The sequence below is a fragment of the Dictyobacter arantiisoli genome (assembly GCF_008326305.1).
Lineage (GTDB): Bacteria > Chloroflexota > Ktedonobacteria > Ktedonobacterales > Ktedonobacteraceae > Dictyobacter > Dictyobacter arantiisoli.
This window is the reverse complement of sequence record NZ_BIXY01000005.1, coordinates 67,549-81,434: the sequence shown is the minus strand read 5'-3', so window position 1 is coordinate 81,434 and position 13,886 is coordinate 67,549. Positions and strand designations below refer to the sequence as shown.

Below are 13,886 nucleotides of genomic sequence, written 5' to 3'. Positions count from 1 at the left end.
AAGACGACATCGTGCAATCGAGTTCTTGCCAGCTCTCAACGCATATGATTAGGGACGGCGCCAGCGGCGGCCATCGCGCCAGATGAATTCATCAGCGGCCTGAGGACCCCAGGAGCCAGACTCATAGCTATGAACCGTGTCTCGTGGAGCGGTCTTCCACTCATCAAGAATTCCCTGGATGAAGGCCCATGCGGCTTCAACCTCATCACGGCGTGTGAAGAGCGTCGAGTCACCGTGCATGGCGTCAAGTAAGAGACGCTCGTATGCTTCTGGCTGCTCACGTACAAAGGACGAGCCGTAGAAGAAGTCCATATTCACCGAGCGGATCTGCATATCGGTGCCTGGTACCTTGGCGCCAAATTTCAGCGAAATGCCTTCGTCTGGCTGGATACGCAGGGTTAATACATTTGGTTCTACCTGGCCCTGTGTGTCGCTATCTTTGAACAGCATCAACGGTGGCTGTTTGAACTGAATCGCTACTTCACTAACGCGCTTCGGTAAGTGTTTACCTGTACGCAAGTAAAATGGTACTCCGGCCCAACGCCAGTTGTCAATGAATGTTTTGAGGGCGATGTAGGTCTCAGTGGTGGATGTGGGGGAGACGCCCTCTTCCTGCAAGTAGCCAGGAACCTGATGTCCACCAACCCAACCGGGACCATACTGTGCGCGGATGGTGTTTTTAAGTACGTCATGGCCGACCAATGGCTGCAAGGCATGCAGAACTTTTACCTTCTCATCACGCACCGAATTGGCATCCAGAGCGATAGGAGGCTCCATCGCAACCAATGTCAGCAACTGCAACATATGGTTCTGGATCATATCACGGATGGCGCCGGACTCTTCATAGTACCCTGCGCGTCCTTCCAGACCCAGGTTCTCAGCCACGGTAATCTGTACATGGTCGACATAGCGACGGTTCCAGACTGGCTCGAAGATACCGTTTGCCAGGCGGAAGACATTGATGTTCTGTACTGTCTCTTTGCCTAGATAGTGGTCGATGCGATAAATCTGATCTTCTTTGAAGACCTTACCCACCTGGCGGTTCAGCTCATGGGCTGTAGCCAGATCATGTCCAAAGGGCTTCTCGATGATGATGCGCGTCCAACCTTTACGGTTCTTGTTCAGGCCAGCAGCACCCAGATTTTGAATAATTTCAGGATACTGGCTAGGTGGGGTCGACAGATAGAAAATGCGATTGCCGCTTGTCCCACGCTCTTGATCGAGTTTATTCAATAAGGTATTGAGTTTGTTGTAGCCCTCAGCTTCATTGAAGCTGGATTGCAGGTAGTGGAGCCCCGAAACAAAGCTCTCCCAGACCTGGGGATTGATCGGTTTCTGGCGGGAATATTGATTGATTGAATCCAGGGCCTGTTTACGGAAAATCTCGTCATCATAGGGGCGTCGAGCGAACGCAACTACAGAGAAACCTGCGGGCAATGGATGCTCCAGGGCCAGGTTATACAATGCAGGAAGTAGTTTTCGGTGTGTCAGGTCGCCTGTAGCACCGAAGATGACCATGACGCAAGGTTCCAGGCTCTCTTTAATGCGTAATCCCTCGCGAAAGGGATTAGACGCCTCGACGACATTACGCTGAGGCATGTGATACTCTCCTAATAATGTGTGTTAGCTATTACAACTAATGACTTTTTTATAAAGGTGTGATCATTCTCTTCATCACGCTGTGACGGAAGGTGATCACAGATGTGGGACATCGTTATCTCGAAGCCTTTACCATAGGTTTGCATAATACCATATTCGTGGTCGTTATGGGTCATTTTTTGAATGACCGGGACGGTTGGATCACCGTTGCGACCTGTCCGAACACGGTTTTTTTTCCTATCTGTAAGATCAGTTGACAAATATACGGATACATTCATCCCTACAGGAGGAGCCAGACAGATATGACGCTGTTGTCAATCTTTCTATCTTGCGATTACCTCTACTGTTTTGTCAATATCTTGCCTGAAAGGTTGTGAAGATGGCTCTCAGGACATCTCCATCCCTGCGCACGTTTCACATGACTGGGATGGAGATGCTGTGGCTCCGTTTTCAATTTTCCCGCGGTTTCTTGAGCCTGGGATCAGCTCTCCACTGGGGCCGTTATAGCATCGGCCGCAGTGGACTCTCCGTTTGCAATTTAGTCAGCAACCTGAGATGCTTTGATGGCGTTTTTTTTGCCGTCGATACCTTTGAACAGATCGTCAAAGGAAACGGCGAATTTGCTTACGCCCTCGTCGAGCAACTGCTGAGTTACCTGAGCATAGTGGACACCATGTTTCTCTAAGGCATCCAGAGTGGCCTGTGCGCCGGGGATATCATCCTCAATGCTGTGACGCGCTACACCGTGCTTGCGGAAGTTTACAATCGTCTCTAAAGGCATAGTATCAACGGTATCAGGTCCGACCAACTCTTCAGCATACATGGTATCGCGGTAGGCTGGATTCTTGGTGCTGGTGCTGGCCCACAGAGGACGCTGCACATGGGCACCGGCCTGTTTGAGCTTCTCGAAGCGAGGGGCACCAAAGATGCGCTTGAAGTCCTGATAGACGACGCGTGCATTGGCAATTGCGGCTTTGCCTTCCAGAGCCTTCAACTGCTCTTTTTCGGAATCATCGCTGCTGGCTTTGATCTTGCTCTCAAGCTGCTGGTCAACCAGCGTATCCAGGCGGCTGATGAAGAAGCTGGCGACGGATGCGATTTTGCTGATATCCTGGCCGCGGCTCTTCAGATCCTCAAGGGCGCGGATGTAGGCATCGGCGACATTGCGGTACGATTCGATTGAGAAGATCAAGGTAACGTTGACATTGATGCCACTACGCAGAACTTCGTAGATGGCAGGAATACCGGCTGGTGTGGCAGGGATCTTGATCATCAGGTTGGGGCGCTCAACCATGTTCCAGAAGCGCTTGGCCTCGGCAATGGTTGCTTCAGTATCATTTGCCAGTTTAGGAGAAACTTCCAGGCTGACATAGCCATCCAGGCCATTGGTGCGGTCATAGATAGGGCGAATCAGATCAGCAACAGTATGAATGTCTTTAATGACGACAGCTTCATAAATCTCGTTGGTGTTTTTGCCTTCACGGATCAATTGAGATATCTGGTCATCATACGCATGGCCTGCGCTGATGGATTTCTCGAAAATGGTGGGGTTGGCGGTCACACCTACAACACCATCCTCATCGAGGAGGCGTTTGAAATCACCGGAAACGATCTGTGCGCGGTCGATATTGTCATACCAGACGCTCTGGCCTTGTGCTTGCAGTTGTGTTAAAGGATTCGTCATCTGACTTTCCCTTCCTTATTTTCTTTTGTCGTGATAGTCCTAACTCCTCTGACTACGCAACGAGGTCACGTAGCCAGATTCTGTATAGGTTCTCTCACATTTTATAACAACGTACTCGATGTGATCTACTTGTTCAAAAGAGTTTTTGCCTTGTTAACCACATTCTCTACCGTAAAGCCAAATTCCTTGAACAGGGTATTGGCGGGAGCGGATGCGCCGAAGTGATCCAGGGTGACATAAGCGCCATCCAGGCCAATGTAACGCTCCCAGCCCATGGTACGAGCAGCCTCAATGGCAATACGGGCACGTACATTTTTCGGTAATACTGCTTCTTTATATTCCGCGCTCTGAGCTTCGAACAGTTCCCAACTGGGGACACTTACTACACGAGCGGCAATGCCATCCTGATGCAGTTGTTTGGCTGTGTCGAAGGCCAGGGAAACTTCTGAACCGCTAGCAAGGAGAATAATGTCGGGTGTACCTTCACTATCCACTAGCACGTATGCACCCTTCGTGAGGTTACTCGCGGCTGGATACTGCTCGCGATCAATGGTCGGCAGGTTCTGGCGGGTAAGCGCCAGGGCGACTGGACCATCCTGGTGGGTGATAGCGTAGCGCCATGCCTCGGCAGTCTCATTGGCATCCGCAGGACGCAGGACAACCATGCCGGGAATTGAGCGTAGAGCCGCCAATTGTTCGATAGGCTGGTGGGTCGGACCATCTTCACCCACACCGATGCTGTCATGAGTGTAGACATAGATGACATGCTGTTTCATCAAAGATGCCAGGCGGATGACCGGGCGCATGTAGTCCGAGAAGATCAGGAAGGTGGCACCGAATGGGATCAGACCGCCATAGAGCGCCATACCATTGAGGATGCTGCCCATGCCGTGTTCACGGATACCAAAGTGCATGTTGCGGCCGTTTTCTGTCCCGCCGAAATCTCCCAGGCCCTTCATATTGGTGTTGTTAGATGGGGCCAGGTCGGCCGATCCACCAATCAGATTAGGCAGGTTTGGAGCAATGGCGTTCAGGGTTTTGCCGGCTGCGACGCGGGTAGCGACTGCTTCACCAGCTTTGAATGTAGGAATATCTTTGTCCCAGCCCTCGGCCAGTTTGCCGCTCAATTCGGCCTGCCACTGGGCGGCCAGTTCAGGGAACTCGGCAGCATAAGCATCGTATTCTTTCTGCCATGCCTGCTCAAATTCCGCGCCACGCTCGATACTCTGGCGGAAGAAGTTCAAGGACTCTTCAGGTACGAAGAATGGCTCTTCGGAAGGCCAGCCGAGATTGCGCTTGGTCAAAACAATCTCTTCAGCACCCAGAGGGGCACCGTGGGCATCATGTGAACCCTGTTTGTGCGGGCTACCATAGCCAATTTTTGATTTGACAGAGATCAGGGATGGCTTATCGGCCACGGCCTTAGCGGCGGCGATAGCCTCATCCAGAGCAGCCAGATCATTGATATCAGCCACATGCTGTACATGCCAGCCATAGGCTTCGTAACGCTGTCCAACATTCTCCGTGAAAGAGATACTGGTATCGCCCTCGATCGAGATATTGTTGTCGTCGTAGAATAAAATAAGGCGACCTAATTTGAGCGTGCCCGCCAGGGAAGCGGCCTCTGAGGAAATGCCTTCTTGCATATCACCGTCACCGGCAATCGCGTAAATGTAGTGATCGATAACATCATGCCCAGGCTTGTTAAAGCGACTGGCCTGGTAGCGCTGCGCGATAGCCATACCGACACTATTACCAATACCCTGGCCGAGCGGACCGGTGGTGGTCTCAATGCCTTTGGTATGATGATATTCGGGATGTCCCGGGGTCAGGCTGCCCCACTGACGAAAGCTTTTCAGATCATCAAGTTCCAGACCGTAGCCGGTCAGATACAGCAAGCTGTACTGCAACATCGAGGCATGCCCTGCAGACAGCACGAAGCGGTCACGATTCACCCAGTTTGGATTTTTGGGATTGTGTTGCATGTGACGTGTGTAAAGTAAATATGCTAAAGGGGCCAGCGCCATTGGGGTGCCAGGATGCCCTGAGTTTGCTTTTTGTACGCCATCCATAGCCAGTGTGCGAATGGTATTGATATAAAGTTGCTCTTGATTGTGGTCAGACTGGTTATCTATAGCCGTCTTCTGTTGCGTTGTCATTAATCCTCCGACTTGGTTGTTTATTATTGTACACAATACACTAACCACCAATATAATACCACATCTGGTGGCTGTCTGTCGTTGGTAATTAGTTACCAATCTATTGGATGTGTCACGATCTCAGGAATCTTTCCGCGCTTTTTGTTGTAATTCATAGAGTTTGCTGATGGCTTCAATGGGTGTGAGCTCATCTATCGCCAATGCTTTCAGCTCTTCGACGAGTGGATGTGGTTCCGAACCCAATAAAGTCATTTGCCATGCGACGGGCATGGTGAGATCGCGCATCGTTTTGCGTCGTGTCTTGGCATCCCCTTTGCGTTCTAATTCCTCCAAAATTTCTTGCGCCCGATGGATCACTGGACGCGGAATACCGGCCAACTGCGCGACATGGATGCCATAACTTCTATCCGCACCGCCGGGGACGATCTTGCGTAAAAAGATCACCTGTCCATTCTCTTCGGTGACGGCGACGTTGAGGCAGCGAATACGTGGCAAGAGTTGCGCAACTTCGACCAGTTCATGATAATGGGTTGCGAAGAGTGTACGTGCGCCGCTGCGCTTATTGTTATGCAGATATTCCACTACAGCACGTGCGATAGCCAGGCCATCATAGGTGCTGGTGCCACGTCCAATCTCATCCAGAATAATCAGACTGCGCGGCGTGGCATGGTGGAGAATATTGGCGGTCTCCACCATCTCAACCATAAAGGTACTCTGGCCTGTCGCAAGATCATCCTGCGCGCCGATACGGGTGAAGATACGATCAACAATGCCAATATTTGCGCTTTCAGCCGGCACATAGCTGCCGATCTGAGCCATCAGAACGATTAAGGCCACCTGTCGCAGATAGGTCGATTTACCGGCCATATTGGGACCTGTGATAATACTGATCTGCGCTTCATGATTGGATAAATTGGCATCGTTAGGAATAAATGGTATCTCGGCCTGGGCCAGTTCCACCACAGGATGGCGTCCTGCAATGACATGCAGAGTATCCTCTTCATTTAGCATGGGACGGGTATAGTTTTGTTTGGCGGCCACTTCGGCCAGACTCTGATAGACATCGATCTCAGCCAGTGCCTGAGCGGTATCTTGAATGCGGTCCGAGGCATGTTGTGCGATATCCTGACGCAACTGGACAAAGAACTCATTCTCCATTTTATTGACACGATCCTGGGAATTCAGGATCAGCGTCTCATACTCTTTTAAATCGGGCGTGATATAGCGTTCTGAATTAGTCAATGTCTGGCGGCGCATATAATCCTGCGGCACGCGACTGATATTGGCGATGCTGACCTCGATAAAATAGCCAGTAGCCTTGTTGAAGCCAACCTTAAGATTATTGATACCTGTGCGGCGGCGCTCTCGCTGTTCCATCTCAGCGATCCATTTGCGGCCATTTTGCGAGGCATCATGGAGCTTATCCAGTTCCGCGTTAAAGCCCGTGCGAATGATGCCACCCTCGGTAATACTCAGCGGTGGTTCATCGGTAATCGCGTGCTCGATCAGCTCGATAATATCATTGTTATCCGAGAGCCGCTCGATAAATCTGCACAGGCCTGGTTTGTTCTGTTGATCTTCATCGCTCAGGCAGTTGCGTACCTCAGCAGCGGCCCGCAAGCCATTCGCCAGCGCCACCAGATCACGAGGGGATGCGATGCGCTGGCGAACGCGATTGATCAGACGCTCGATATCGCCAGCCTTTTTGAGTCCTTCGGAGAGGCGGGCCTGCAACAATGTATCCCCAAACAGTTCGCTGACCGCCTCCTGGCGCTTCTGAAGGACCGCGATATCCAGCAGTGGCTGGCCGATCCAGCGCCGTAGCAGGCGTCCGCCCATGGGAGTGCGCGTGCGGTCGAGCACCCAGAGCAATGAGCCTTTCACCGAGCCGCCACGTCCGGTCTCAAAGAGTTCCAGATTGCGGCGCGTATAGGGATCAAGGGTCATAAAACTATTGGTGAAGTAGGTTTCCAGGGCATTCAACTGCTGCAACAGGCCGCGCTGTGTATCCTGTACATAGGCCAGCACGGCCCCTGCGGCACGAATAGCCAGTGGGAGATGGGCGCAGCCAAAGCCTTCCAGGGATGCGACATGGAATTGTTGTAGCAGGCGATGACGGGCATCATCCTCATTAAAGTAGCGGGCGTCATAGGGGGTAACATGTCCCGCCACACCTTCTAACTGTTTCGCCAGCGGGGCAATATCATCCTCATCATCCTCTTCCAGATCGGGAATATCTCCATTGGGATTGCCATTGCTGCCAAGCTTGGTGACCTGCTTTTCATTCATCACTGCGGCCAGCCAGCGTTTTTTGCGATTGCCGAGACGGCTATAGTTGGCCTCGACCAGTACCTCCGCCGGACCTACGCGAGCAATCTCCTGTTGCGCCGAGATCTCCGGTTCCTGCGAGCTAAACTGTGTCACTGCGAACTCGCCCGTGGTGATATCAATATAGGCGATCCCAACCGCGTCGCGTCCCACGATGACCGCAGCCAGAAAGTTATTGCGCTTGGCCGCCAGCATCGAAGGATCGATGATCGTGCCCGGTGTCACAATACGGATCACCTCGCGATCCACCAATCCTTTTGATAAGGCCGGATCTGAGGTCTGTTCGCAGATAGCTACCCTGTATCCCTTGCCGACCAGACGGGCGATATACCCATCGGCGGCGTGATGAGGGATACCCGCCATCGGGGATTTCTCACCCTTGCCAAAATCGCGGCGTGTCAGAGCGATCTCTAATTCGCGGGCTACGATCTCTGCATCATCATCAAACATCTCATAAAAGTCGCCCATGCGGAAAAACAGGATCGCATCGGGATTTTGGCGTTTTATATTCAGGTACTGCGTGCGTACCGGGCTATGAACAGGTTGCTCTTTCGCATAATCTTCAAACAACACGTTTTTCCTCCATCGTGTTCCACCCAAGTATAAGTCTATTCTGGTATAGCGTCAATTTGCCCTACGGCTAGGTCGCGCAGATAATACGGCTATTTCTGTCCTCTGGAGAATAGCCCATTACGCAAGTTGCTACCAGTTGTGAATATAATAAGATATCTCTAGCGTATTACTCATAAGTCCAACAATTTAGAATGACACTAATCTACCTGCGATTGGCAGGTGGTGCAGGAGGGCGGCGAGCCCATCCTGCCGGGGTGTGGGGTGTCCCCACAATTTCCTTCCTCCTCTCCCGCCACTGTAGGCGGCAAAAGGGAAAGTTGGAGCCCCTCTGGGTAAGAAATATGAGAACTATTATAGCGTAAGTACGGAGAAAAAGGAGGTCGCAATGTTCTATCTCATACTCTTCCTTTTCCTGGTGGTATGTGGGGGATTGGCAGCACTTACCATCTTGAACTTTTCGACTCAGGTCCATCTTGTTATTTTTTCGTGGCGCTCACCCGATCTCCCAATCGGCATGTGGCTATTAATGGCCTTTTTTCTGGGAGCGTTCTTATTATATCTTGTCTCGGTCGCTTCAGCCTGGTCGGATCGTCGTGAAATCAAGCGTTTGCGTAAGAGCGTGACAGCACTGCGGCAACAACTCCTGGCAGCCACACCGCCAGCAGGGCATGTCACACCTCCTACCTCGCAGCCCCCTGTTTCTTATAGTAACGTGATGCCAATGCCCAGTACAGCACCTCCTGAGCAATTCATGCCCCCAAATTATTCAGCGCCGCATGAATTTCGCGAGGGAACGCCGTAGCTTGCCAGGATGTTTGTCTGAAGCCTCAGCGAGAGGCTTCTTTTTTTTTAGATCTTGCTCTTGACCATCGGGATGCGTCTGACTTATAGCTGTTGCGTCCTCTCTACGCGCTTCTAACGCTTCTCCTGCTGGCTCTTCAACTTCTTGATAAACATACGGCCATTGACCGCGTTTTGTGCTCTCCGCTTCCGCTTCCATTTCCACTTTCGCTTCAGCCAGTGTTTCTACTGACTCTGTGATGGAAGTCTCTGGCTCTGTTATAAATGTGTCTATGGGTATGGATTTTTCTTCCTCGGCTTCTATGCTCTGTGGCGTTTCAGCATGAGGCGTTGGCAAGATCGCGTTCTGTTGCAAATCAACCATTGGCTCAACCTGTGCTAATGGTTGATCCGCGAGATCGGTTGCGTTATCTGACGCCGGCGCCGTGGCAACGTCTGTTGCGGGTTCTTCTGTTCGCTGTTCTGGCTCGGCAGGAGTTACATTGAGTATTTCGGCTGCTTCAGATACCTCAACTATCTCGGCCGGGGCTGGCTCATCCTGTAGCGTGCTTTCTTCCGTAGCAAATGGTATGCCAGTCACATCAAAAGGTTCCAGGGCGCCGAAAGTACTGTATCCATCGTTTGAATGGTTTATTGTGGTCTCTTCTAATGGATTGAAGGGAATATCTTTATCTGTTTGAGCATTGTCGTCAATCGGATCATCTGCGAGGGCAGGAAGGACGCCCAGGTTGGCAAGATAGGCCAGATAAGCATCTTCAGGAGGCTCCTCATTTGAGATCCTGGTGGATGACTCATCTGTAGAGGGGATTTCATTTGACGTCGATGACTCGCTATCTTGCGGTTCAGTCATGAGCAATTTTAATATCTCTTCGGTCCGTTGCGAGGCTTCAGCGCTCTCCTGTTCTGTTCTGGTTTCAGCCGTTTGTGCATCCTGTGCGGGCTGTTCCTTGACAATTGTTTCGCCGATGATCTCCTCGTCTAACACGCTGTCTGATGGTATTGATACTTCGGCTGTCGTAGCAGGTGGCGCGTCATCTGTCAGGATAATATCTTCCTGCGAGAGTTGATCGAGCAGTTCTTCTGGGATGCGGATAGCGATGGTTTTGCCGGTATTGGGATCAAGTCCAGGCTGATGATCATCGCTCATCAGTTTGCGTACGAGTTTCTCTTCGATCTCGCTGCTGGTTGTGTTCTGATCAGGGACCCGGCTGGGTAGCTGATCCTGAAGGGTAGGATGAAAATAATCATTCAGGTGGGCATCATCCATCGAGTCCATCCACTCATAGGCTCCCTCAAGGGCATGGATACACCATTGGGTATAGTCGCCGCCAATGAGATCGAGTCCTTCGCAGCGTTGCAGCAGTTGCGCGGTATGATCCAGCCAGGTCTCGCCACGTGCCAGCATGCGGTCCAGAATCTCGACATCATCGACGCCACAGGCGCGGAATTGTGCCAGTGCGGCCAGAGCAACTGCCGAGGGTGTGTAGAGCTGTATTAATGCCTCATTCTCTAGCTGGCTTTGTCGCAATTGCTGGAGTTTGATCTGGAGTTGTGCGAGTTGTTGCTGTTTGGACCACAATTGATAGGCATTGTAAAATTGCTCAATCTCTGGCGAGGTGAGTCGTTCAAAGAGTCGGTTGATCTCCGCCTGACTGATGGGCGCGGATAGATTGGTAAAATCTTGCATTATGCCTGCTTCTCCTGCTCATGTGTTGTGGCGGGTGGAGCTTCTCCCCAGCGCTCAAACCAGCGTTGGACAAGTCGATTGGTGCGTGTGCTTTGTGCGTCATTGGGACTGGTCTGTTGTGGCTGCTGCTCTTTATTGGCTGGATCATTGCGCATATTGCGGAGCCACCACGGCACTTTGAGTTGAGGATCGGTCTGAGCGTGATCTTTCATGAACGCGCTGATATCGGTGGGAAGCAGATTATCGGGTTGTGGTTGTGGTTGTAGCTGTGCGTTCTGCATGATCGGATTAGCAGGAGGCTCGGGCATGGTCCTGCTATCAAAATTCGGTAGGTTACTCCAGGCTTGCAGAGCGGGCGAGACCGTCCCCTCGGATGATTGCGTGGCTGCTGTATGATTATGCGCAGTGGCCGCTGTTTGAGCATAAGTCGCAGCGGCGGCAGCAGCGGCAGCATGGACTGAACTGGCTTGTTGTGTATGTTGAAAGCCAATCAACGTCTGCAAAATAATATTCTCTGGATAGGATGTATCTTCTTCCAGCTGGTCTATTTGCGCCTGTAATTGAGACAACTCCCGCTCACACGCGGCGATCTGAGTCTGAAGCTGGAGATCAGTTTCTCGATAGAGTAGCCATTGCCGGTATTGGCCCATAATTTCCCCACGCATTCTTGCAAATAAACTGTTCAAAGGCAGTATAGCATGTGCCTCGATTCCCGACAAGCAGCGATCATTGCACAATGGATCTACGCACCGGGATTGATGAAAATGACGAAAAACGTGGGTGCTCGTAACCGAGGCGCGCTTTCCTCTTCCTGGGATTGAGACACATAAGATGGAAGATGTAGGAATATGTAGGCATCGCACGAAGCGCAGCGCAGGCCGATGCTCCCTCCATCGTACGACCCTCTTGCCCCAACGCACGATAATGTTCTCTGGCATTGATATCGGGATACGAAGAAGCCTATGGGCGAAAATAGGGTTAGAAATAACAAAGGAGCCTGCACGTGCAGGCTCCTTTGTCTTAGATCTTAGCTGGCGATGGAGAGCGTCAGAAGGCCCCTTCGCGTTCGACTGCTGTGTTATGCGAGATGCGTAGCAAGATACCGACAATGATGAAGTTTGCCAGGATCGCGTTACCACCATTGCTCAGATAGGGCAGTGGAATACCCGTCAATGGAAAGAGCTTGAGATTGGCGGCAGCGATAATAATCGTCTGTAAGGCAAAGACCGAGGTCAGGCCAGTGGCAAGTAACTTGCTAAAGATATCATTTGCCTCAGTGGCAATACGGAAGCCGCGATGGACGATCAGTAGATAAATACCAATAATCGCGAATAGGCCCACCAGACCGAATTCTTCAGCGTAAGCAGTAAAGGCCATATCTGCATCAATAACTGGTGGCGTTACGGGATAGCCCATGCCAAATCCAGAACCAAGGATTCCACCGCTGGCTACATTGACTAATCCCTGGACAATTTGAAAACCACCACCATTGTTTTGATAGAAATTTTCTTGTGCTGGTGTAAAATTTGCCCAGTTTGTAGGATTAAAGGCTAATGCCGCAAAGCGGGCCTGCACATACGTGAGTAGACTGTAGCCTATAAACGCGAGCATTACAAAAGCGAGTAGACTGACAATCGCATAGGATTTTTTGCCCGTACCGACGTAGGTCATGCACAGGAAAAGGCTATAGACGAGCATAGCTAAACCTAGCTCACGCACGATGAGGAAGCTTAGTAAGCCAATCGCGAGCATAAACAGCATCGGACCTAATTGCCTGAGAGGTGGTAAACGTAGGGGGCCCAGACGATAACTACCCTCTGCCAGCACATCGCGATTATCATTGAGATAGCCAGCAAAGAAGATTACAACTCCAATTTTCAAGAACTCGGACGGCTGAAGTGCAAGGGCACCAATTCCTAATGTATCACGCGTTGGTGCACCACTTTTAATTGTGGTAATACCTTTAATAACGCTGGGTAGCAGCACTGCAAAGCAAAAGAGCATCCAGGTATACTTGTATCGTGCCAGCCAGTTAACGTTGCGTAAGATAAACATGGTTGCCAGGCATATTGCTAGCCCGAGTATAACCCAGAGTAGTTGGTGTGAACCTAAATTGGGAATTGGCCCTCCATGAATTTTTAGGATATCGGGCCCTAAGCGTGTCATCATGAGAATGCCAAGGCCGCTCAGGAGCGCTACCAGAGGCAATAGGACCTGATCAGCTTTGCGAAAGAAGATATTCAGAACAATATGTACACCCAGAACAGCTGCTAAAAAGCCAAGCAGGGGGATAAGCCCGTCCAGAATCGGGAGATTTTTGATTTTGCTCAGGTTATCCAGCGTAATCGCAGGATCGTTGCTGGCTCGGATGATGAGCAGTTGCGTCATCAGCAAGAGAAGGATGAGCGCTGGAACGATTAACAGGCTCAATTCTTTCCAGCGAAATTGCCGTACTACTCCTGTTGTTCGCTGTGCTATCTGTGCCATATATCAAACCTCATGTATCTAAGGTGAGCAATCGCGAACGGCGCATGCCTCCCTTACTGAACAATAGTCACAAAACAACCATTGACGTATGAGCGGTGGTTGTTTTGTGACTATTGCGTAAGTTTAAATTGAATATAGCCGACACGGACGATATCACCGGCACGCGCAGGTATGGGTTCGCGGGCAGGTTGATTATTGACAAAGCTGCCATTGACACTTCCCGCGTCCTGTACATACCAGACGCCATTGCGGAACCAGAGTCGTGTATGCTCTGATGAGATGAAATTGTCCGAGATTTGGATTGTATTTGTGGGACCGCGCCCTATAGTTGTCTGCTGACTGAGATCGAAGCGCATACCGGGCTGTACAATGGTGCTGGGACCACTATCCACGACGATCAGATGACCAAGAGCCTGAGCAACACGACCCCCCTCGGAGTCATCTGCCTGCGCGGCTGTCTTGCGCAAATCACGTGTGATTGCGATCACAACCTGCATCAAGAAGAGATAAAGCAGAACAATGAATAGGAGACGCAATATGAGTAAGAATACTGGTAATTGCATAGGGC

Annotated in this window: 9 protein-coding genes; 1 reads left to right on the top strand and 8 read right to left on the bottom strand. The window is 51.1% G+C overall.

The window, feature by feature from the left end; all coding sequences use genetic code 11:
* Window positions 1-48 precede the first annotated feature (48 nt).
* The 4 genes from zwf to mutS all read right to left on the bottom strand — a co-directional run bounded on the left by zwf (window position 49) and on the right by mutS (window position 8,343).
* Entirely contained in the window at window positions 49-1,599 is a 1,551-nt protein-coding gene (gene zwf, locus F1593_RS03105) for a glucose-6-phosphate dehydrogenase (protein ID WP_149400105.1), read from the bottom strand.
* A gap of 538 nt (window positions 1,600-2,137) precedes the next feature.
* A complete protein-coding gene (tal, locus tag F1593_RS03100) occupies window positions 2,138-3,283 on the bottom strand; it encodes a transaldolase (protein WP_149400104.1) in 1,146 nt (381 codons plus the stop codon).
* Window positions 3,284-3,408: 125 nt separating this feature from the next.
* Window positions 3,409-5,442 (bottom strand): transketolase, encoded by a 2,034-nt coding sequence (gene tkt, locus F1593_RS03095; protein WP_149400103.1) that lies wholly within the window; start codon window positions 5,440-5,442, stop codon window positions 3,409-3,411.
* A 120-nt stretch (window positions 5,443-5,562) separates the two neighbouring features.
* The gene (mutS, locus tag F1593_RS03090) at window positions 5,563-8,343 is read right to left on the bottom strand and encodes a DNA mismatch repair protein MutS (protein ID WP_235932476.1); all 2,781 of its coding nucleotides are present in this window, start codon (window positions 8,341-8,343) and stop codon (window positions 5,563-5,565) included.
* 385 nt (window positions 8,344-8,728) lie between these two features.
* Between mutS and F1593_RS03085 the strand changes: the two genes are divergently transcribed.
* Window positions 8,729-9,145 carry a LapA family protein gene (locus F1593_RS03085; protein ID WP_149400101.1) on the top strand — a complete coding sequence of 139 codons (417 nt, stop codon included), beginning with the start codon at window positions 8,729-8,731 and terminating at the stop codon, window positions 9,143-9,145.
* Here the strand turns inward: F1593_RS03085 and F1593_RS03080 are convergent.
* The 4 genes from F1593_RS03080 to F1593_RS03065 form a co-directional block, all read right to left on the bottom strand.
* Complete coding sequence (locus tag F1593_RS03080) at window positions 9,110-10,831, bottom strand: hypothetical protein (RefSeq protein WP_149400100.1); 1,722 nt, start codon at window positions 10,829-10,831, stop codon at window positions 9,110-9,112. The two genes, F1593_RS03085 and F1593_RS03080, sit on opposite strands and share 36 nt — an antisense overlap.
* Window positions 10,831-11,481: a hypothetical protein gene (locus F1593_RS03075; RefSeq protein ID WP_149400099.1), complete on the bottom strand. Its 651-nt coding sequence runs from the start codon at window positions 11,479-11,481 to the stop codon at window positions 10,831-10,833. Before F1593_RS03075 ends, F1593_RS03080 begins: the two co-directional genes overlap by 1 nt.
* 397 nt (window positions 11,482-11,878) lie before the next feature.
* The gene (locus F1593_RS03070) at window positions 11,879-13,318 is read right to left on the bottom strand and encodes an FtsW/RodA/SpoVE family cell cycle protein (RefSeq protein WP_149400098.1); all 1,440 of its coding nucleotides are present in this window, start codon (window positions 13,316-13,318) and stop codon (window positions 11,879-11,881) included.
* A gap of 110 nt (window positions 13,319-13,428) precedes the next feature.
* The gene (locus F1593_RS03065; protein ID WP_149400097.1) at window positions 13,429-13,881 is read right to left on the bottom strand and encodes an FHA domain-containing protein; all 453 of its coding nucleotides are present in this window, start codon (window positions 13,879-13,881) and stop codon (window positions 13,429-13,431) included.
* Window positions 13,882-13,886 lie beyond the last annotated feature (5 nt).